This window comes from Halomonas tibetensis (assembly GCF_042643535.1).
GTDB classification, from domain to species: Bacteria; Pseudomonadota; Gammaproteobacteria; order Pseudomonadales; family Halomonadaceae; genus Halomonas; species Halomonas tibetensis.
The window spans coordinates 67,552-87,095 of sequence record NZ_JBHRSQ010000004.1 but is presented as its reverse complement, the minus strand read 5'-3'; the positions used below and the strand labels follow the sequence as shown (position 1 = coordinate 87,095).

The following is a 19,544-nucleotide window of genomic DNA, read 5'->3' as shown; positions in this document are numbered from 1 at the left end:
TAACAATCATGCCCCCGGCATCCCGCCGGTTGGCCGCAGCAAGGACACGCCATGACCACCACACGCCATCTCGCCAAGTTGGCCGCTGCCCTGGCCGGCGCCGCCGTGCTCAGCGCCTCGCTTTCTGCGCAGGCGCGCGAGCTCTCCGTCTCCACCGTGCTCTCCGACGCTTTTCCCTGGGGCCAGGCGGCCGAGAAGTGGGCCGAACTCGTTGAGGAGCGCACCGAGGGGCGCCTCACCCTGCGCGTCTACCCCAACTCTCAACTGGTGGCCGGTGACCAGACCCGCGAGTTTTCTGCCATGCGCTCCGGGCTGATCGATGCCGCTGTGGGCTCCACCATCAACTGGTCGCCCCAGGTGCCGGAGCTCAACCTCTTTTCGCTGCCCTTCTTCCTGCCCGACGAAGCGGCGGTGGACGCCGTGACCGCCGGGGCCGCCGGCGAGATGATCTTCGAGGCCATCGAGTCCCGCGACGTGATTCCCCTGGCCTGGGGGGAGAACGGCTTCCGCCAGCTCTCCAACTCACGCGGCCCGATCAGCGAGCCTGCGGATCTGGATGGCCTGAAGATTCGCGTGGTGGGCTCACCGCTGTTCCAGGACACCTTCAACGCCCTGGGGGCCGACCCCACTCAGATGAGCTGGACCGACGCCCAGCCGGCACTGACCACTGGCGCGGTTGACGGCCAGGAGAACCCTCTGTCGGTGTTCGACGTGGCGCGCATCGACCAGGTGGGCCAGCAGAACCTGACCCTGTGGAACTACATGAATGACCCGCTGATCTTCGCCGTCAACCGCCAGGTGTGGGATTCCCTGGAAGAGGGTGACCGCGAGATACTGCGGGAGGCCGCCGTAGAGGCCGGCCAGTGGGAGATCGACATGACCCGTGAAGAGGAGAGCGGGCGTCTGGCCGCTATCCAGGAGCGTGGCGTCAACGTTACCGAGCTCACCGATCAGCAGTATCAGGCCTTCGTCGAGGCCACCGCCGAGGTCCACGACAAGTGGTTGCCACGCATCGGCGAGGCCCTGGTCGAGGCGGCTCGCGAGTCTGTCGAAGCGCGCTGAGCCCCGACGTATGCCACGTCCGTCGCCCCCGTCTCCGGGGGCGACGTCATTTCACGAGGTCGACATGAAACCTTCCCCTGATGCCCGGCCGGAGCGCTGGCTCGCCTCTCTGGCGCTTTTGATCATCTCTCTGATCAGCCTCGGCAATGTGGTCACCCGCTATATTACCGGGGGCTCGCTTGCCTTCACCGAGGAGTTCTCGGTGTTCCTGCTGGTGGTACTTACCTTCGCCGGGGCGGCGGTGGCCCTGCGCCGAAACGGCCATATTCGCGTGGGCTTGCTGGAGCGGGCGTTGCCAGCGGCGCCGCGCAAGGCGCTGATCCTGTTCCAGTGGGCCTGTGGAATGGCGTTGCTGGGGCTGATCACCTGGTTCGGCGCCAAGCTGGCCTGGCAGGAGTATCAGTGGGAGTCGCTCTCGCCGGGGCTGGGGCTGCCCCAGTGGTGGTACATCGTGTGGCTGCCGCTGCTCTCGGCGGCGATGCTGATTCGCCAGACCCAGCAGACCTGGGATCGCCTCTGCGGGAGACTTGCCGATGAGCCCTGACCTGTGGATGCTGCTGGCCTTTGCGGGTTTGCTGATCAGCGGTGTGCCGGTGGCCTTTTCCCTGGGCCTGGCCGGCGCCGTGGGCATCCTGGCCGGGTTGCCGCCGGCGATGCTGGCGACGCTCGGCACCAACACCTACAACAGCATCGCCAAATACCCGCTTATTGCCATTCCACTGTTCATCCTCACCGGGCTGATCTTCGAGCGCTCCGGGGTGGCGCTGCGCTTGGTGCGCTTCGCCCAGGCCCTGATCGGGCCGCGCCATGGCGGCCTGGCCCTGGTGGCCGTCCTGGTCTGCATGATCATGGGTGGCATGAGTGGCTCGGGGCCGGCGGACGCCGCCGCGGTGGCCATGGTGATGCTGCCGAGCATGACAAAAGCCGGCTACCCAAAGCCCTTCTCTGCCACGCTGATCGCCGCCTCCGCCTCCACGGCGATCCTGATCCCGCCCTCGGTGGCGCTGATCCTCTACTCTATCGTGGTGCCGGGGGTCGACCTGCGCGCGCTCTTCGCCGCCGGCCTCTTCCCGGGGATTCTCGCCGGTTTGGCGCTGCTAATGCCGGCGCTGCTGGTGTCACGCCACTACGGTTGGGAAGGCGGCACGCCGGTGGAAGGCGCCGAGCGTCTGAGAGTGGGTGACACCTTCAAACAGGCGCTGCCTGCCCTGTTTGCGCCGGTGCTGATCCTCGGCGGGCTTCGCTCGGGGCTCTTCACCCCCACCGAGGCGGCCGTGGTGGCGGTGGCCTACGGAGCAGTGATCGGGCTCTTCGTGACCCGCGAAATTGGCCTGAAAGACCTCTGGGGCCTGTTCGGCGAGGCGGCAGTGATTTCCGGGGTGGTGATGATGATCATCGCCCTGGCCGGTATCTTCGCTTGGGCCGGCACCATGCTCGGCACCTTCCGCGATATGGCTCAGTGGATCATCGCCCTGACCGATAATGGGGTGCTGCTGCTGATCCTGATAATGCTGGCGGTGCTGGTGGCCGGCATGTTGCTCGACGCTATCTCCATCTATCTGATCCTGATGCCGATCCTCATCCCGGTGATGCAGCATTTCGAGTGGAATCCGGTGTGGTTCGGCATCTTGCTGGCGATGAATATTGCTATCGGCCAGTTCACGCCGCCGGTGGCGGTGAATCTGATGGTGACCACCGAGGTGGCCAAGATCCGCCTGGAGCAGACCGTCGGCTGGGCGCTGCTCTTTGTGGTGGCCATGGCCGGTGCACTGGCGCTTGTTGCCCTATTCCCCGAGATCGCCCTGTGGCTGCCACGTGTGTTGGGCTACAACGTCGGCTGATCCTGATCGGGGAACCGCGCCTGCAGCGCCTCGCGGCGAAGCTGATTCGCCGCCCGGGGTGAGGCCATGAAGGACGAGAAGCAGCGCTGATCAACGAAGGCATTCTGGCGACCACAGGCTAGCCGTTGCTGAACGAGATAACCGCGCCATGGCGCAGTTCTCTCATTGTTAATGCGCTAATTTCCAACGCGGCGTAAACGCTTGGAGGGGCTAGAATGAACTCTGTTCGTCCAATTCTCCGTTGAGGGAGCCGGGTTACCCGAATGAAGTTTTATCCGCTAAAGTAGAAGAGGTTGGTAGAAACTCTGACCAGCGTGTTGGAGCTGCCACATATTACTGCCTACAACATCATGAGGTGTGTTCATGAAACGCCATGCTTTTTCGGCTGCTGCCTTCTCTGGCGCTTTGCTGGGGGCCGCGATGTTCTCGGCTCCTGCGGTAGCGCAGGAACGCTTTATCACTATCGGTACCGGTGGCCAGACCGGCGTCTACTATGTCGTCGGCCAGTCGGTCTGCCGTATGGTCAATCGCGGCAGTGACGATCACAATATCCGTTGCAATGCGCCATCCACCGGTGGCTCTGTGGCCAACGTCAACGGTATGAAGAGCGGTGAGCTGGACATGGGCGTCGTGCAGTCCGATGTCCAGTATCGTGCCTACCACGGCGAGGATAACTTCGAGTCCGATGGTGCTTGGGAGGACATGCGAGCCGTCTTCACCATGCACGGCGAGCCCTTGACCGTTGTCGCCCGTGCCGATTCCGGCATTGAACATATCAGCGATTTCCCGGGCAAGCGCGTCAACATCGGCAACCCAGGCTCCGGCCAGCGCAACACCATGGCCGTGGTCATGGAAGCCATGGGTTGGGATACCGATATCTTCTCCCTGGCCTCTCAGCTGGACGCTGCCGAGCAGGCCGCCGCCCTGTCCGATAACAATATCGATGCGATGGTTTATGTAGTGGGCCATCCCAATGGCTCCATTCAGGAGGCCACCACCACCATCGAAGCCCGCTTGGTCCCGGTGACCGGTCCCGAGATCGACGAAATTATCGAGGCCAATCCCTTCTACACCCGATCGGTGATCCCCGGTGGCCTCTATCGCGGCAATGATGAGGATACCGAGACCTTCGGCGTAGCGGCGACCTTTGTCTCTTCCACAGCGGTGGACGAAGACGTGATCTACGAGACCGTCAAGGCGGTGTTCGAGAACTTCGATCGCTTCACGCGCCTGCATCCGGCCTTCCAGAACCTCAACGAGGAAGACATGATTTCCGATGGCCTGACCGCGCCGCTGCATGACGGTGCGGCACGTTACTACCGCGAGCGTGGCTGGATCGAGTGATTCCGGTAGCGCCAGCTAACCACCCGTGGTGATCGATGCGCGGACCCCCTCGGGGCGTCCGCGCATCTTGTTGGTGAGTCGGCTTTTTGTCTCACCTCGGGAAGGTAATAATCCATAAGTCACTGACAGTGGACAGGGCCAGCATATGTCTGACGAGAAAAATAAAACCCGCGACTCTGAGATCGACCTCGAGGATATGGTCGCCTCCAGCGATTCGGGGTCGCGCAAGCCGGCGGGGGCGCCCGGTAAGCTGCTGCTGGGGATCGCGGCTACCTGGTCGCTTTTCCAACTGTGGATCGCCTCTCCACTTCCGTACATGCTGGGTTTCGGGGTCTTCAACGCCACCGAATCCCGCTCGATTCACCTGGCCTTCGCCCTTTTCCTGGCCTTCATGGCCTACCCGGCGCTCAAGCGCTCGCCGCGTGACCGGATTCCGATCCAGGACTGGGTGCTGGCAGCCGTCGCTGCCTTCTGTGGCGCCTACATGTTCCTCTTCTACGAGCAACTCGCGACTCGGCCCGCTGCGCCGATCACCCAAGATGTGATCGTCGGCATTATCGGCATCGTGATGCTCCTGGAGGCTACCCGGCGGGCCCTGGGGCCGCCGCTGATGATCGTGGCCTCGGTGTTTATCCTCTACTCGCTGTTTGGCCCCTATATGCCGGGCATCCTCGCCCACCGCGGGGTCAGCTTCAACGGCCTGGTCAACCACCAGTGGCTGACCACCCAAGGGGTATTCGGCATCGCGCTGGGGGTGTCGACCAGTTTCGTTTTCCTGTTTGTGCTGTTCGGTGCCTTGCTCGACAAGGCCGGGGCCGGCAACTATTTCATCAAGGTGGCCTTCTCGCTGCTGGGCCATTACAAGGGCGGTCCCGCCAAGGCCGCCGTGGTGGCCTCGGGCATGACCGGCCTTATTTCGGGCTCCTCGATTGCCAACGTCGTGACCACCGGCACCTTTACGATCCCGATGATGAAGCGTGTCGGTTTTTCCTCCGAGAAGGCCGGCGCGGTGGAAGTCGCCTCGTCGGTGAATGGCCAGATCATGCCCCCGGTGATGGGTGCTGCGGCGTTTCTGATGGTGGAGTACGTCGGCATCAGCTACGTGGAGGTGATCAAGCACGCCTTCCTGCCGGCGTTGATCTCCTATATCGCGCTGGTCTATATCGTGCACCTGGAGGCGCTCAAGGCCAATATGAAAGGGCTGCCCACCAGCAACCCGGTGCGCCCCTTCCTGAACAAGGTGATCGGCTTCCTCACCGGCCTGCTGTTGCTGATGGCACTGTCGTTCGGTGTCTATTACGGCCTCGGCTGGTTGAAGCCGGTGCTGGGAGATGCCACTCCCTGGGTGGTGTCCGTTGCGCTTGTGGTGATCTACGTAGCGCTGCTGAAGGTGGGGGCCAAGTATCCTGAGCTGGAGCTGGACGACCCGAACTCCCAGGTCCTCACGCTGCCCCAGACCCGGCCCACCGTCATGGTCGGTCTGCACTATATCCTGCCGGTGATCGTGCTGGTCTGGTGCCTGATGGTCGAGCGCCTCTCGCCCGGTCTCTCAGCCTTCTGGGCGACGGTGTTCATGATCTTCGTCATGGTGACCCAGCGTCCTGTCATCGCCCTCTTTCGTGGCCGCAGCAAGGTGGCTGAAGACATCAAGGAGGGCTTGAAGGATCTCTGGGACGGCCTGATCGCCGGTGCCCGCAACATGATCGGTATCGGTATTGCCACCGCCGCGGCAGGCATTATCGTCGGCGCGGTCTCCCAGACCGGCGTCGGCCTGGTGCTTGCCGACGTGGTGGAGATCCTCTCCATGGGCAACCTGATGCTGATCCTGTTGTTCACTGCGCTGCTCAGCCTGATACTCGGCATGGGCCTGCCCACCACCGCTAACTACATCGTGGTATCAGCCCTACTGGCGCCGGTGATCGTGACGCTGGGCCAGCAGAGCGGCTTGATCGTCCCACTGATCGCCGTGCACCTCTTCGTGTTCTACTTCGGCATCATGGCGGACGTTACACCCCCGGTGGGCCTGGCCTCCTTCGCGGCGGCGGCGGTCTCCGGGGGTGACCCGCTGCGCACCGGCTTCCAGGCGTTCTACTACAGCCTGCGTACCGCGGCACTGCCGTTCCTGTTCATCTTCAATACCGACCTGCTGCTGATCGATGTAACCTTTCTGCAGGGCATTGTGATCTTCGTCATATCGACGATCGCCATGCTGATCTTCGCGGCGGCGACCCAGGGTTTTATGATCGCCCGTAATCGCTGGTACGAAAGCATCTTGCTGCTGCTGGTGGCCTTTACCTTGTTCCGGCCGGGCTTCTGGATGGACATGATCCATGATCCCTACCAGCAGGTACCGCCGGCGCAGTTTGCTCAGGCGCTGGGCGATGTCGAGGAGGGGAGCAATCTGAGGGTCCAGATCGCCGGCGAGGATGCCTTCGGCGACCCCTTGACCACTTATGTGCTGGTGCCGGTCCCCGATGGTGACAGCGATGAGGAGCGCATGGAGAACCTGGGGATAGAGCTCTATGTCGACGGTGACCAGGCCATGGTGGATTTCGTCGTGTTCGGCAGCCTGGCAGCGGATCTTGGCTTTGACTTCGATCAGAGGATCATCGAAGTGTCGGCGCCGGTGGACCGCTGGGCCAAGGAGTGGATGTGGATACCGGGATTCCTGGTGTTCGGCCTGGTGGTGATGCTGCAGCGTCGCCGTCGTGAACCCGATGCTGGCCAGGCCGCTACTGCCTGAAGGAGACGATGACATGTACAGCAAGATCATGCTGCCAGTGGACCTCAACGAGGAGAGTTCCTGGAAGAAGGCGCTGCCCACGGCCGTGACCCTGTGCCGGACCTTCGGGGCCTCGCTGCATGTGGTGACGGTGCTACCCGACTATCGCATGCCGCTTGTGGGCTCCTACTTTCCGAAGGATTTCGCCAAGAAGGCTCACGCGGCCATCGCTGAGGCCCAACAAACGTTCATTCAGGAGCATGTGCCCGAGGAGATCCAGACTCAGTCGGTTATCGTGGACGGTTCGCCCTGGGAGGCGATCATCAAGGCCGCCAAGAAGCTTGAGGTCGACCTGATCGTGATGGCGTCTCACAACAAGCGAAAGTTCGCCGACTATGTTCTCGGTCCCAACGCCGAGCATGTGGTGCACCACGCCAAGATATCGGTGATGATCGTGCGCTAAGCCCATCGGGCGGCCGTCAGGGCCGCTAAACACGCAGGAGCCCCGGCCAATTGGTCGGGGCTCCTGCGTTATGGAGGAGGTGGGAAGAGATCAAGCGAGGCAGACAAGAGACACGCGCGACCCGGCCCAGGCATCGCGCGTCGTGAAAGCGTGGAAAGCTGCGTGAATGCCAGGGCTGCATAATTGACTCGGGTCAACTACATTAACTCTGAGTTAATGGATGAAGTCGGCATTAAGGCATCGGCCTATGCTGGGATTTAGTCCGCCGGGGGCGGACATTACAAGGCGCAACAGGGGTGACAGCATGAACGCGGCAACAACAAGAGCGAATGACAAGGCTGCAGCAGTGCCCAGGGTCAAGATCACCATCAACCCGGTAGGGATGGATCGGCCGAGGGCCTGGCTGTCAGCCGGCATCGAGGACTTTCGCCAGGCCACAGCGGTGAGTCTCGCTTACGGCATGTTCTGGGTGGGCCTGAGTATTGCCATCACTGCAGGCGCCGTCACCCTGGGACTATGGCACTGGTTATTGCCCATGGTGGCAGGCTTCATGTTCATGGGGCCGCTGGTGGCGGTGGGTTCTTACGGCGTCAGCCGTGCCCTTGAGGCTAACCGGGCCCCTCATCTGGGAGACGCCTTCGGCGCCTGGCGGCCCCATGCCGGCCAACTCGCCATGATGGGGGTGATGATGATGATCTTCTTCCTAGCATGGATCCGGCTGGCGACCCTGCTCTTCGCGCTATTCTTCGGTTTCGAAGTGCCCAGTCCGGGTGCGCTCTACTCGTCCCTTTTGACTACACCGCAGGGCCTCGGGATGATTCTGGTGGGTTCCGTGGCGGGCGGCATTCTCGCGTTCGGGGCCTTCGCCATCAGTTCGGTGGCCATTCCCACCCTGATGCATCACGACCTCACCTTCATGGAGGGAATCGAGGCAAGCGTTCGCTCCGTGGCCCGCAACTTTCGCCCGATGCTGCTCTGGGCGGCCATCCTGACCGGCTGCGTGCTGGTGGGCGTGATGACCTTCTACATTGGTCTTGCGCTTATCCTGCCGGTACTGGGCCATGCCAGCTGGCATGCCTACGAGGATCTGGTGCGCGTTGATATCATCGATGAGGGTGAGCCACTGCGCGGTTGACCCGACTCGTCTCGCCCTGCCGGGGCCAGGCCACTATGCTGGGGGGCGTTGACGTCCCCCTTTTCATTGCTGGCTTCCCGGCCCCGTTCCCACGAGGTCATGTCATGCCGACACTGCCCAAGCTTGCCTGCCTGTTGCCTATCCTGTTTCCCCTGATGCCGCTCCACGCTCAGCCCCTGACGCTATCGCTTAACGAGGGGGGGCATGACATCGCCCATGAGTTCGATGCCTGCCTGGCGGATGTCCAGTGGCAGCCCGCACCCGCCCTGAACTGTGCGAGGAATGCCGAGACTCGCTGGGCGGAGGAGGTAGAGCGCCTCGGTGCCCGACTCGATAAGGTGCTTGGGCGTGAGGCGCGCTTGGCCCTGGAGAGCTCACAGGCCGCCTGGGAGCACGGCCGCGCGGCCGACCTGGCGTTGGTGGAGGCCTACCATGGCCAGTTGGCTGAGGCGGAATTGGGTGATCCCGACCTGCTGCCGGTGGCGCGCCAGCTTCACCGTAACGCCGTGTGGGAGCAGCGCGCTCGTTACCTGCGACGTCTGCTGGATGGCCTTTCTGAACCTGCACGGGAGGCACCTTTAGAACCACGGATTCGGGCTGTGTCAGATTAGCTGACTGACCCTTGTCACAGGATCGGGTAGGCTGGTGACTCTCCGGATGTCACTACTGGATTGCCATCATGCGCCAACGCGTCCTGCCCCTCATGTTCGTCCTTGCTTCTCTCCCGTGGCTGCCGCTGTCGGCTATCGCCGAGGAGAAGCTGCCGTCGCCTAGCGGCGAGGTGCTGCTGACCATCAGCGGCAATATCGACTTCCCCAACGTGGACGGCGAGGCCAGGTTCGACCGTGAGATGTTGATGGCCATCGCCCCCACCGAGATTCGCACTCGAACTCCCTGGCATTCGGACTGTGCCCGCTACGAGGGCCCGCTGTTCCGGGAAGTGCTCGCAGCGGCCGGGGTTCGTAGCGGGCACGTTCGTGTCAGGGCGCTGAACGACTTCGAGGCCGAGATCTCACTGGCCGAGCTGCACGACTACGACGTCATCCTGGCCATGAGCCGCAACGGCTCGCCCATTCAGATTCGCGAATTCGGCCCGCTGTTTGTGCTCTACCCCTTCGACGACCATCCGGAACTGCTCAACGAGTCCGTGCGTTTCCGCTCGGTGTGGCACGTTGTGCACATACACGCCCCCTGAGGGGCCGCTATCGGGAGCGTCACATGTTGCGCCTGCCCCTGCGAGTCAAGCTTGGCGCCATCAGCGCGCTGCTGCTGTTGGCAGCGGCGCTGGTGGTAGTAGGGCTGGTCGCATGGCGACAGGACAGTCTGGCCCAGAGCGTGGGCGGGGATACCTCCTGGCACGCGTACAAGCTCGACCGCGACGTGGTCCAACTGCGCAACTACCTGGCGCAGCAGGAAGCTGACCGTCCTGGATTGGCGCTGCGGTTCGAGCTTTTCTACAGCCGACTTAACCTGATGCGCGGTGGCGGTGATATCAGCGAGCTGCTGGCCTCTATTCCTTCGGCTAACGCCCTGCTGGACGATATCGAGCAGCGTATCGAAGTGCTTGACCGCATGATCGAGGCGCTTGAAGTGCTGCAGGAGAGCGATCGTCATGCCCTGGAACAGCACCTCGATGTCCTGGGGAATCGGACCGAGCGGCTGGTGATCGACATCAATGGCCACCTGGCCGAGACGGCTACCCGCGAGCGTGGCCAGCTGCAGCGGCTCTACGCTCTACTGTTGGTGCTGATCCTGGCGATGAGCCTGTCGGCCATGCTGGTGGCGCTCATCCTGTTCCGCGAGGCTCGAGATAACGCGGCGGCGCGTCGTGACCTTGAGGCGCTGAGTCGTGAACTGGAGGCGACCGCCCGGCAGGCGGAGTCGGCTAGCCAGGCCAAGTCGGAATTCCTGGCCACCGTCAGCCATGAAATCCGCACCCCCCTCAACGGCGTCATCGGCATGAGTGAGGTGCTGATTGAGCATCGGCTAGACAAGTCGGCACGTCATTGCGCGGCCACTATTTATGACAGCGCCGGGCTGCTACTGGAATTGATTAACGACCTGCTGGATTTTTCCAAGATCGAGGCCGGGCGTCTCGAGCTTGAGCAACGTGCTCTGGCGCTGGATGAGCTGGTCGATGGCGTGGTGGTTCTGCTGGCACCGCGCGCCGAGGCTCGCGGCGTGGCGCTGCTGACGTGTCTGGATCCGCAACTCCCGGAGCGGGTGCTGGCCGACCCGGGACGCCTGCGTCAGGTGCTGATCAACCTGGTCTCCAATGCGGTGAAGTTCACCGAACAGGGTGAGATTCGCCTGGAGGTGAGACCCGAAGAAAGCGGGCGACTTCGTTTTGAGGTGGTGGATACCGGCTGCGGCATCGCTCCCGAGCAGCTCTCCAGGATCTTTGAGCCGTTCCGTCAGGGTGATGCCTCAACCGCGCGACGCTATGGTGGTACCGGGTTGGGCCTGGCGATCTGCCGCCGGCTGGTCGAAGCCATGGGCGGGCGCATCGAGGTGGCCAGCGAGCCAGGGGTGGGCAGTCGCTTCTGGTTCGTGCTGCCCCTGATGGCCGCTGAGGGCACCGACCCGGTTGCGCTGCCGGCTGCAAGGGGCTCGCGGCGTGAGGATCTGCAATGCACCGATCTGCTGGTAGTGGAGGACAACCCCATCAACCAGCAGGTCGCTAGGGCCATGCTTGAGCGCCTAGGCTGCCGAGTTACCATTGCCGGCTCCGGCGCGGCGGCGCTGCAGCTGGCGGAAGCGGGCTGGTTCGACCTGATCTTCATGGACATCCAGATGCCTGACATGGACGGCCTGGAGGTAACCCGCCGCTTGCGCGCCCTGAACGGCTGGACGGCAGATGTGCCGATCGTGGCAATGACTGCCGGCGGTCCCGGAGGTGAGCAGGCCCGTTGCCTGGCTGCTGGCATGAACGGCTACCTGATCAAGCCGCTGCGACAGGAGCTGCTGCTCGAGACGCTGTTTCGCTTCCTGGCCGACGGGGCAACGGGGTCGTGCACTATCGGCGTTCCCGCGCCGGCTGGCCGCGACAGCCTGGTTGACCCGCTGACGCTGCTGGCGCTGCATGAGTCATTGGGCGGGGAGGGGCTTGCCTCGCTGATGGATCTCTTCGCTGGCCAGGCCGAGTCTCGGCTGGCCAGCCTGGAGCGCGCCCTCGGCGAGGGTGACCTCAAGGAGGCTCGCCATGCGGCGCACCAGCTCAAGGGGGAGTCGTCGAGCCTGGGTGCCGTCAAGGTGGCTGGCCTCGCTACTCGGCTCGAGCGCCTGGCCAATGAAGGGGAAGGGATGGCGGCCAGGGCTCTGCTGAATGAGCTCTCTTCCTGCCTGGCGGCCACCCTGGCCGCCCTGACCGCCTGGCGGTCTCGGTCTGCCCTCTGAACCGATCGTTTGTGGCGTATCCTCCCGGCGGCCTACACTGGTCGAGGGTTGCAGTCGGAGTCCGCCATGCAAGATGCCACAAGTCTCTTCCCCGTTTCGGCCCCTGCCGTGGTTTCCCCGCTGCGCACCGCCGTGAGCCATCGATCCGACCCGGCCGAGGCCGTGGCGGAGCTCGCCTCTGGTCTGTGTCATGCATCGCTGGGCTTCGTGCTCTTTTTCTGCAGCGTCGAGTATCCCCTGGAGGCACTGTCTCGCGCCCTCAACGAAGCCTTCGCCGACATCCCGGTGGCGGGTTGCACCTCGGCCGGGGAGATCACCCCGGCGGGCTATGCTCGGGGCAGCATCGTGGCGATCGGCTTCGACCGCTGCCATTTCGTGTTTGCCCCGGCGCTGGTGGACTCCCTCGACGCCTTCGACCTGCCCTGTGCCCAGCGCCTGGTGGATGATCTGCTTGGCCGTTGTCGCGAGCGTGCTTTGGCGCCCCTGGCGGACCACAGCTTCGTGGTAACCCTGCTTGATGGCCTCTCGAGCAGCGAGGAAAGCGTGATTGCGACTCTCGATGCCGCACTCGGCAGCATTCCCAGCTTCGGCGGCTCGGCCGGGGACGACAACCGGCTCGCCCGTACCCACGTCTTTTGCCACGGCCGCTTCCACAACGAGGCGGCGGTGGTGCTGATGGTCAATACGCCGTTGCCCTTCGAGGTCTTCACTACCCACCACCTGCGGCCCCGGCATGAAAAACTGGTGGTTACCGCGGTCGATCGGGAGTCGCGACGAGTGATGGAGCTCAACGCGGTGCCTGCCGTGGAGGCCTATGCGGCGCTGGTGGAGCAGCCGGTGGCTGGGCTGGGCCCCGAGCTGTTTGCCCGCCATCCGCTGGCAGTGCGCATTGGCGATCACTATTACGTGCGTTCCATCCAGCGGGCCAACGAGGATGGCAGCCTGAGTTTCTATTGCGCCGTGGATAACGGCATCGTGCTCACGGCCATGACGTCCGCACTGATCCTTGAGGAGCTGGTGCAAACGTTACAGGGCCTCGAACAACGGCTGGGGCCCCACGAACTGGTCATCGGCTGCGACTGCTTTCTAAGACGCCTGGAGCTGGAGGTGCTGGGCGAGGACGCGGCGGTCTCGGACCTGCTTAGCCTGAGCCGGGTGATTGGCTTCAATACCTACGGGGAGCAGTACCATGGCATGCACATCAACCAGACCTTCACCGGGGTGGCCATTGGCACCGCTCGACCCGGCGGCGCTGCCTGAGACGCCAGAGGCCAGGGCGGCGTTGCTGGCCGAGGAGAATGCCCGGTTGAGGCGCATCTGCAGTGCCTTGATCGAGCGCGTGGAGTCAAGCGGCGTGCCGGGTGGGGCGCCCTATGCGGCCTTCGAGCACTCGGTGCTGCTGGCTGAGCAGGTCCGCGAGCGTACTGAGACTCTGCAGCGCACCCTGGGTGAATTGCACAGGGCCAAGGCGGAGGCCGAGGCGGCCAACCTCTCCAAAACTCGGTTTCTCGCCGCAGTGAGTCATGACCTGCTCCAGCCACTGAACGCGGCGCGGCTCTTCGCCAGTGCCCTTGAGGAACAGTCGCTACCGGATGGCTCCCGGCGCCTGGTCGGCAACATAGGGCGCTCACTCAAGGATGTCGAGGCGCTGATCGGCAGCCTGGTGGATATCTCGCGGCTCGATGCCGGGGTGCTCAGGCCCGATATCGCCCCCTTTCCCGCTGAGGAGCTGCTCGACGTGCTGGCGGAAGAGTATCGCCAGATGGCGGCGGCCAAAGGGCTCGCCTTCCACTACGTGACCACTCGGGCGGTGATTGAGACCGACCTGGCACTACTGGCACGGGTAGTGCGTAATTTCCTCGGCAACGCGATTCGCTATACCTCGCGCGGCCGCATCCTGTTGGGCTGTCGACGTCGCCAGGGCGGATTGGAGATCTTGGTGGGCGATACCGGGCCCGGTATCGCGCCCGGGCAGCAGCGCGAGATCTTCGAGGAGTTCCGGCGCCTCGAAGCGAGTCGCGGGGAAGAAGACCGCGGGTTGGGTCTGGGTCTGGCCATCGTCGACCGCATCAGCGGGATGCTTGGCCATCCGCTTGGACTTGCCTCGGTGCCCGGGCAGGGTTCGCTGTTCTCGGTGACGGTGCCTTTTGCCGAAGCGCCCCGGCCATCCCCTGGACGCCCTGACCCTGCGCCAAGCGGGACGCCACTGGTCGACCAGATGGTCTGGGTGCTGGACAACGACGCGGCGATCCGAGAAGGCATGAAGGCCCTGCTGGGAGGCTGGGGATGTCGGGTGGTGGCCATGGGGTCGGCGTCCGAGCTCGAAAAGCGTATCGCCCAACCCGGTACGGTGCTGCTGGTGGACTATCATCTGGGCGATGGGCAGCCCGACGGGCTCGAGGTCGCCGCTCGACTGCGCGACACTTACCCCTGGCTGCCGGTTTTGGTAATCACCGCCAACCACGACGCAGCATTGAAGTCGCGCATACGCCGGGCCGGCTATCATTGCCTGCTCAAGCCCATCAAGCCGCTGCGCCTGCGCCTGTTGCTGACTGTGCTGCTGGGGCCTCAGCCGGAGCGATGACCGGCCCGGTAGCGGGTCAGGTCCAACTCGTTGGCCAGCAGTATCGCCTGGACCCGGCTCGCTACGCCCAGCTTTCTCAGGATGGCCGAGACGTGTGTTTTCACTGTGGTCTCGGCGACGTCCAACTCCCGGGCGATCCCCTTGTTGGAGGCGCCACGGCTGAGCAGCTCGAGCACCTCAAGCTGCTTGTCGGTGAGGCGCGCCAGGCGCGAGTCGGATGGAGCGGCGGTCAAGGCCGGCGCCGGGCGCGCGGGGGGAGGGCGGCGCATGACCTGGGGCGGAAGATAGAGCTGCCCCTCGAGGAGCTGGCGCAGGGCAGCCAGCAGGTCGTCGCGGGGCGTCGATTTGGGGATATAGCCCACCGCGCCCATCTCGATGGCTGCAAGCACCGTGCGCCGATCCTGCTCCGCCGAGACGATGGCCACCGGCAGCTCGGGATAGGTCTCCCTGAGGCGGCTTAACCCATCAAGACCCTCGGCGTCGGGCAGATTCAGGTCCAGAAGCAGCAGGTCGAGGGCCTCCTCGTGGCGCTCGGCCTCCTGCATGGCGCGTGCCAGGCTGTCGGCCTCCAGCAAGCGGGTGCCTGGAAGGCCCGCCGCGATCACCGCGCCGATAGCGTCGCGGAACAGCGGATGGTCGTCGGCGACCATCAGGGTTGTCATTGCTCTCTCCCGTCAAGGCCCTCCTCCCAAGGGATGAGGGCGTCTCATGCCACCGGAGTATGTCGCAGAAGCCCAGCCTGACCAACACTGAGTTGTGTACAACGATAACGATAACAGTCAGGAGCCATGCCATGATCTATGCCAACCCCGGTCAGACCGATGCCGTCATCACCTTCGATAAGCGCTACGGCAACTATATCGGCGGCGAATTCGTGCCGCCGGTAAAGGGTGAGTACTTCGACAACGTCACGCCGGTCAACGGCGAAGTGTTCTGCCAGATCCCACGCTCCAGCGCCGAGGACATCGACAAGGCGCTGGACGCCGCCCACCAGGCCGCACCGGCCTGGGGCAAGACCTCCACCACCGAGCGCTCCAACATCCTGCTGAAGATCGCCGACCGCATCGAGCAGAATATCGAGATGCTCGCCGTGGCCGAAACCTGGGACAACGGCAAGGCGGTGCGCGAGACCCTCAACGCCGATCTGCCGCTGGCCGTCGATCATTTCCGCTATTTCGCCGGCTGCATCCGCGCCCAGGAAGACACCTCCAGTGCCATCGACAACAATACCGTGGCCTACCACTTCCACGAGCCGCTGGGCGTGGTGGGACAGATCATTCCCTGGAACTTCCCGATCCTGATGGCAGTGTGGAAGCTGGCCCCGGCGCTGGCCGCCGGCAACTGCGTGGTACTCAAGCCCGCTGAGCAGACGCCAGCTTCGATTCTGGAACTGATGAAGCTGATCGGCGATCTGCTGCCGCCGGGGGTGGTCAACATCGTCAACGGCTATGGAGCCGAGGCGGGCCAGGCGCTGGCGACCAGCAAACGCATCGCCAAGATTGCCTTCACCGGCTCCACCCCGGTGGGTGGGCATGTGCTCAAATGCGCCGCCGAGAACATCATTCCCTCTACCGTGGAACTGGGCGGCAAGTCGCCGAACATCTACTTCGCCGACATCATGAACGCCGAGCCGGAATTCATCGACAAGGCCGCGGAAGGGCTGGTGCTGGCGTTCTTCAATCAGGGTGAGGTATGCACCTGCCCGTCCCGGGCGCTGATTCAGGAGAGCATGTATGACGCCTTCATGGCCAAGGTCATGGAGCGCACCCTGTCGATCACGCGTGGCAATCCGCTGGATACCGATGTCCAGGTCGGTGCCCAGGCCTCTCAGGAGCAGTTCGACAAGATCATGTCCTACATGGACATCGCCCGCGAGGAGGGCGCCGAGTTCCTGACCGGCGGCGACAAGGAGACCATGGACGACTCGCTCAACAGTGGCTTCTATGTGCAGCCGACGCTGCTCAAGGGCCACAACAAGATGCGTGTCTTCCAGGAGGAAATCTTCGGCCCGGTGGTCGCGGTGACCACCTTCAAGGATCAGGAAGAGGCCCTGGCTATCGCCAACGACACCGAGTTCGGCCTTGGCGCCGGCCTGTGGACCCGCGACATCAACGTTGCCTTCCGCATGGGGCGTGGCATTCAGGCCGGGCGCGTCTGGACCAACTGCTACCACCAGTATCCGGCCCATGCCGCCTTCGGTGGCTACAAGAAGTCCGGCATCGGCCGCGAGAACCACAAGATGGCACTTGAGCACTACCAGCAGACCAAGAACCTGCTGGTCAGCTATGACATCAACCCGATGGGCTTCTTCTGACCGGCGGTCTTTGACAACGCATCGGTAACCCCAAGCCGGATCCCGGGCGCGACGCGAGTCGCGCCTTTTTTCGCTCGTTGCTACACGTCTCGGCCGCTTTGCGTCATCATCATCCGCCCGATCCCGACGGAGAGAGCATGGAGAAGATCAATCTCGAAGCCCCTGACCTTCACCAGGAGCGACTGCAGCGTGTGGTGTCGCTGGTCAGGGCCAGCGGTGCGCGCCGGGTGCTTGACCTGGGGTGCGGATCCGGAGGGCTGCTGCAGTACCTGCTGCGCGACGCCCAGTTCGACCGTGTGGTTGGCCTGGAGCTCTCAGGTGAACTGCTGGCCCAGGCCAAGATGCGTCTGGAGGATCTGCCTTCCGTCCGTGCGGGGCGCCTCGAACTGGTGTGCGGCTCCTATACCGACAAACATCCGGGTCTAACCGGCTTCGATGCGGCAGCCATGGTGGAGACCATCGAACATGTTCCACCCGAGGCGCTCTCTCGGGTCGAGCGGGCGGTCTTCGCCGGGTTGCGCCCCCATCTGCTGGTGATGACAACCCCGAACCATGAATACAACCCGCTTTATGACATGGCGCCGGGCGAGTTCCGCGACCCCGACCACAAGTTCGAGTGGGATCGGGCGCGCTTTCGAGAGTGGGCCCAGGGTGTGGCACGCCGCAACGGCTATCGGGTGAGCTTTTCCGGGGTCGGCGAGATGGACACCCACCTCGGCCAGCCTTCCCAGGTGGCTCGTTTCACCCTTGTGGAAACCCCGACCTGATACCACCCGCTGTCCGAGTTGCACCGCAGACTTCCCATGTCGCCAACTGTTCTACCCACTCTCAATCCTGCGCCAGCCACCGCTCGGCCAGGCGGACGGCATGGGCCTGACCGGCGACCATGGCCAGCCGTCCTGCCTCGCGGCGCAGCCCAGCGCGCCGGAGCTTGATGACCATCCGTGGGGGCAGGCCGAAGAAGATCAGTCCTACCCGCTGAGCATGCAGTTCACCCACCAGCGACTGGAGGGCGACGATGGCCGTGGCATCCAGGCTCGGCACGTCATGCATGTCCAGCATCATCACCTTGACTTCCGGGTCTACCAGCCGCAGCGATGCGACGGCCTTCTCGGCGGCCCCGAAAAACAGCGGGCCGTTGATGTCGTAGAAGGCCACCTCGCGGGGCAGGGTCGGCGGGGCCTCCCGTTCACCGGCGCGCAGCTGGCGGGCCTCGGTGAGGCTGGCCATGCGGCGGATAAACAGCGCCGCGGCCAAGCCCATGCCTACGGCCACCGCCAGTACCATGTCGAAGATCACCGTGAGGGCGAAGCAGATCACCAGCACCGCCACATCGCTGCCCGGGGCGCTTCTCAGGGTGTGAGCAAAATGGCGCGCCTCGCTCATGTTCCAGGCGATGATGAACAGCAGGGCGGCCAGTGCCGCCATGGGCACATAGCCCAGCACCCCGGCCAGCAGCACGACCGCCAGCAGCACCACCAGAGAGTGGACGACGCCGGCTACCGGCGAGACTGCGCCGCTGCGGATATTGGTGGCGGTGCGGGCCAGCGCCGCAGTGGCGGTGATGCCGCCAAAGAAGGGCACCACCACGTTGCCGAGCCCCTGGCCGATCAGCTCGGCGTTGGGGTCGTGGCGGGTGCGGGTCAGGCCGTCGGCCACCACCGCGCAGAGCAGCGACTCGATGGCTGCCAGCATGGCGATGGCCAGCGCCGGGCCGAGCAGTTCGCGAATCAGCGCGAAGTCTACTGCCAGCGGCGTGCCATCTGGCCCTGGTAGTCGCCAGGGTACCACCAGGCTGGGAGCGAAGGGTGGGATGCCGCTGCCGCTTTGCCCCTGGAATTCCCAGCTGAAGCGCGAGGCGATAGTGGCGACCTCGACGCCGGTGGCACTCAAGGCCAGTGCCACCAGAGTACCGACGACCAGCCCCACCAGAGGGGCGGGGACCGGGACCTTGAGGCGCGGCCAGAGGATCAGGGTGGCCAGGGTCACCAGGCCGATGCCCAGCTCCGCCGGGGCCAGGGTCGGGATGGCGCGAACGATAGCGGCTAGATTATGCGGCGTACTGTCGCCCAGTTCGACGCCCGCCAGCCCCAGGAAGTCGGGAAGCTGCAGCAGGGCGATCACCACCGCGATGCCGGCGGTGAAGCCGAGCACCACCGGGTAGGGCACGAACTGGATCAGGCTGCCCAGCCGTGCGAGCCCCAGCGCCACCAGGATCAGTCCCGCCATCAGGGTGGCGATCAACAGGCCACCGACGCCGTGGCTTGCGACGATGGGAAAGAGGATCACCACGAAGGCCGCAGTGGGGCCAGAGATGTTGAAGCGGGAACCGCCGGTCAGGGCGATGATAGCGCCGGCCACGATGGCGGTGTAAAGCCCGTGCTGGGGCGGCACCCCGGTGGCGATGGCCAAGGCCATGGAGAGGGGGATGGCGACGATGCCGATGGTCAGGCCGGCCATCAGGTCGCGGCGCAGTTCGGCCAGGCCGTAGCCCGCGCGCCAGGCGGCCACCAGCGCACTGCCGGGAACAGGGAGACGATAGCCGCTCCGAGGGGAAGAACGGGACATGGCGATTCCTTTGCACGCTAAAGAGCAGGAGCCATTACGCTACGCCTGTCTGCTGCGCTGCCGCAAGCGGTTCTGCTCTTGAAGAGAGGGGCAGACAATGTAAAAGGGGCGCCGC

Annotated in this window: 16 protein-coding genes; 14 read left to right on the top strand and 2 right to left on the bottom strand. The window is 64.2% G+C overall.

Going from position 1 to position 19,544, the window contains the following annotated elements; translation table 11 throughout:
* Positions 1–51: 51 nt before the first annotated feature.
* The 12 genes from ACFODV_RS00570 (at position 52) to ACFODV_RS00515 (ending at position 14,547) form a co-directional block, all read left to right on the top strand.
* Entirely contained in the window at positions 52–1,062 is a 1,011-nt protein-coding gene (locus ACFODV_RS00570; protein ID WP_379753048.1) for a DctP family TRAP transporter solute-binding subunit, read from the top strand.
* A 64-nt stretch (positions 1,063–1,126) separates the two neighbouring features.
* Positions 1,127–1,606 (top strand): TRAP transporter small permease, encoded by a 480-nt coding sequence (locus ACFODV_RS00565; RefSeq protein WP_379753045.1) that lies wholly within the window; start codon positions 1,127–1,129, stop codon positions 1,604–1,606.
* The gene (locus ACFODV_RS00560) at positions 1,596–2,903 is read left to right on the top strand and encodes a TRAP transporter large permease (RefSeq protein ID WP_379753043.1); all 1,308 of its coding nucleotides are present in this window, start codon (positions 1,596–1,598) and stop codon (positions 2,901–2,903) included. The genes ACFODV_RS00565 and ACFODV_RS00560 overlap by 11 nt, the downstream gene beginning before the upstream one ends.
* 363 nt (positions 2,904–3,266) lie before the next feature.
* Positions 3,267–4,247 (top strand): TAXI family TRAP transporter solute-binding subunit, encoded by a 981-nt coding sequence (locus tag ACFODV_RS00555; RefSeq protein WP_379753041.1) that lies wholly within the window; start codon positions 3,267–3,269, stop codon positions 4,245–4,247.
* Positions 4,248–4,392: 145 nt separating this feature from the next.
* On the top strand, positions 4,393–6,990 hold the full coding sequence (locus tag ACFODV_RS00550; protein WP_379753038.1) for a TRAP transporter permease: 2,598 nt from the start codon (positions 4,393–4,395) through the stop codon (positions 6,988–6,990).
* A gap of 13 nt (positions 6,991–7,003) precedes the next feature.
* Positions 7,004–7,432: a universal stress protein gene (locus tag ACFODV_RS00545; protein WP_379753035.1), complete on the top strand. Its 429-nt coding sequence runs from the start codon at positions 7,004–7,006 to the stop codon at positions 7,430–7,432.
* Between the two features lie 304 nt (positions 7,433–7,736).
* Entirely contained in the window at positions 7,737–8,567 is an 831-nt protein-coding gene (locus ACFODV_RS00540; protein ID WP_379753032.1) for a DUF2189 domain-containing protein, read from the top strand.
* 104 nt (positions 8,568–8,671) lie between these two features.
* Positions 8,672–9,178, top strand: coding sequence for a hypothetical protein (locus ACFODV_RS00535; protein WP_379753029.1), 507 nt, complete (start codon positions 8,672–8,674; stop codon positions 9,176–9,178).
* 68 nt (positions 9,179–9,246) lie between these two features.
* Positions 9,247–9,762, top strand: coding sequence for a molybdopterin-dependent oxidoreductase (locus ACFODV_RS00530; RefSeq protein ID WP_379753026.1), 516 nt, complete (start codon positions 9,247–9,249; stop codon positions 9,760–9,762).
* Positions 9,763–9,785: 23 nt separating this feature from the next.
* Positions 9,786–11,963: an ATP-binding protein gene (locus tag ACFODV_RS00525; protein ID WP_379753023.1), complete on the top strand. Its 2,178-nt coding sequence runs from the start codon at positions 9,786–9,788 to the stop codon at positions 11,961–11,963.
* A 66-nt stretch (positions 11,964–12,029) separates the two neighbouring features.
* Positions 12,030–13,223, top strand: a complete 1,194-nt coding sequence (gene nosP, locus ACFODV_RS00520) for a nitric oxide-sensing protein NosP (protein WP_379753020.1) — start codon at positions 12,030–12,032, stop codon at positions 13,221–13,223.
* The gene (locus ACFODV_RS00515) at positions 13,192–14,547 is read left to right on the top strand and encodes a hybrid sensor histidine kinase/response regulator (RefSeq protein ID WP_379753017.1); all 1,356 of its coding nucleotides are present in this window, start codon (positions 13,192–13,194) and stop codon (positions 14,545–14,547) included. The genes nosP and ACFODV_RS00515 overlap by 32 nt, the downstream gene beginning before the upstream one ends.
* Here ACFODV_RS00515 and ACFODV_RS00510 read toward each other — a convergent pair.
* Positions 14,532–15,209: a response regulator gene (locus tag ACFODV_RS00510; protein ID WP_379753014.1), complete on the bottom strand. Its 678-nt coding sequence runs from the start codon at positions 15,207–15,209 to the stop codon at positions 14,532–14,534. The genes ACFODV_RS00515 and ACFODV_RS00510 overlap by 16 nt on opposite strands.
* 131 nt (positions 15,210–15,340) lie before the next feature.
* On the opposite strand from ACFODV_RS00510, the gene exaC reads away from it, so the two are divergent.
* Both exaC and ACFODV_RS00500 read left to right on the top strand, forming a co-directional pair.
* Entirely contained in the window at positions 15,341–16,861 is a 1,521-nt protein-coding gene (gene exaC / locus ACFODV_RS00505; protein ID WP_379753011.1) for an acetaldehyde dehydrogenase ExaC, read from the top strand.
* 137 nt (positions 16,862–16,998) lie between these two features.
* Positions 16,999–17,628, top strand: a complete 630-nt coding sequence (locus tag ACFODV_RS00500; protein ID WP_379753008.1) for a methyltransferase domain-containing protein — start codon at positions 16,999–17,001, stop codon at positions 17,626–17,628.
* A gap of 61 nt (positions 17,629–17,689) precedes the next feature.
* Here the strand turns inward: ACFODV_RS00500 and dauA are convergent, their stop codons facing one another.
* Positions 17,690–19,429, bottom strand: coding sequence for a C4-dicarboxylic acid transporter DauA (dauA, locus tag ACFODV_RS00495; protein ID WP_379753005.1), 1,740 nt, complete (start codon positions 19,427–19,429; stop codon positions 17,690–17,692).
* Positions 19,430–19,544 lie beyond the last annotated feature (115 nt).

Excerpts from the sequence above, each read along its gene's own strand:
- ACFODV_RS00540 (WP_379753032.1), top strand. The coding sequence starts at position 7,737 with ATGAACGCGGCAACAACAAGAGCGAATGACAAGGCTGCAGCAGTGCCC.
- ACFODV_RS00535 (WP_379753029.1), top strand. The coding sequence starts at position 8,672 with ATGCCGACACTGCCCAAGCTTGCCTGCCTGTTGCCTATCCTGTTTCCC.
- ACFODV_RS00560 (WP_379753043.1), top strand. The coding sequence starts at position 1,596 with ATGAGCCCTGACCTGTGGATGCTGCTGGCCTTTGCGGGTTTGCTGATC.
- ACFODV_RS00570 (WP_379753048.1), top strand. The coding sequence starts at position 52 with ATGACCACCACACGCCATCTCGCCAAGTTGGCCGCTGCCCTGGCCGGC.
- ACFODV_RS00510 (WP_379753014.1), bottom strand. The coding sequence starts at position 15,209 with ATGACAACCCTGATGGTCGCCGACGACCATCCGCTGTTCCGCGACGCT.
- nosP (WP_379753020.1), top strand. The coding sequence starts at position 12,030 with ATGCAAGATGCCACAAGTCTCTTCCCCGTTTCGGCCCCTGCCGTGGTT.
- ACFODV_RS00525 (WP_379753023.1), top strand. The coding sequence starts at position 9,786 with ATGTTGCGCCTGCCCCTGCGAGTCAAGCTTGGCGCCATCAGCGCGCTG.
- ACFODV_RS00555 (WP_379753041.1), top strand. The coding sequence starts at position 3,267 with ATGAAACGCCATGCTTTTTCGGCTGCTGCCTTCTCTGGCGCTTTGCTG.
- ACFODV_RS00530 (WP_379753026.1), top strand. The coding sequence starts at position 9,247 with ATGCGCCAACGCGTCCTGCCCCTCATGTTCGTCCTTGCTTCTCTCCCG.
- ACFODV_RS00545 (WP_379753035.1), top strand. The coding sequence starts at position 7,004 with ATGTACAGCAAGATCATGCTGCCAGTGGACCTCAACGAGGAGAGTTCC.
- ACFODV_RS00500 (WP_379753008.1), top strand. The coding sequence starts at position 16,999 with ATGGAGAAGATCAATCTCGAAGCCCCTGACCTTCACCAGGAGCGACTG.
- dauA (WP_379753005.1), bottom strand. The coding sequence starts at position 19,429 with ATGTCCCGTTCTTCCCCTCGGAGCGGCTATCGTCTCCCTGTTCCCGGC.
- ACFODV_RS00565 (WP_379753045.1), top strand. The coding sequence starts at position 1,127 with ATGAAACCTTCCCCTGATGCCCGGCCGGAGCGCTGGCTCGCCTCTCTG.
- exaC (WP_379753011.1), top strand. The coding sequence starts at position 15,341 with ATGATCTATGCCAACCCCGGTCAGACCGATGCCGTCATCACCTTCGAT.
- ACFODV_RS00550 (WP_379753038.1), top strand. The coding sequence starts at position 4,393 with ATGTCTGACGAGAAAAATAAAACCCGCGACTCTGAGATCGACCTCGAG.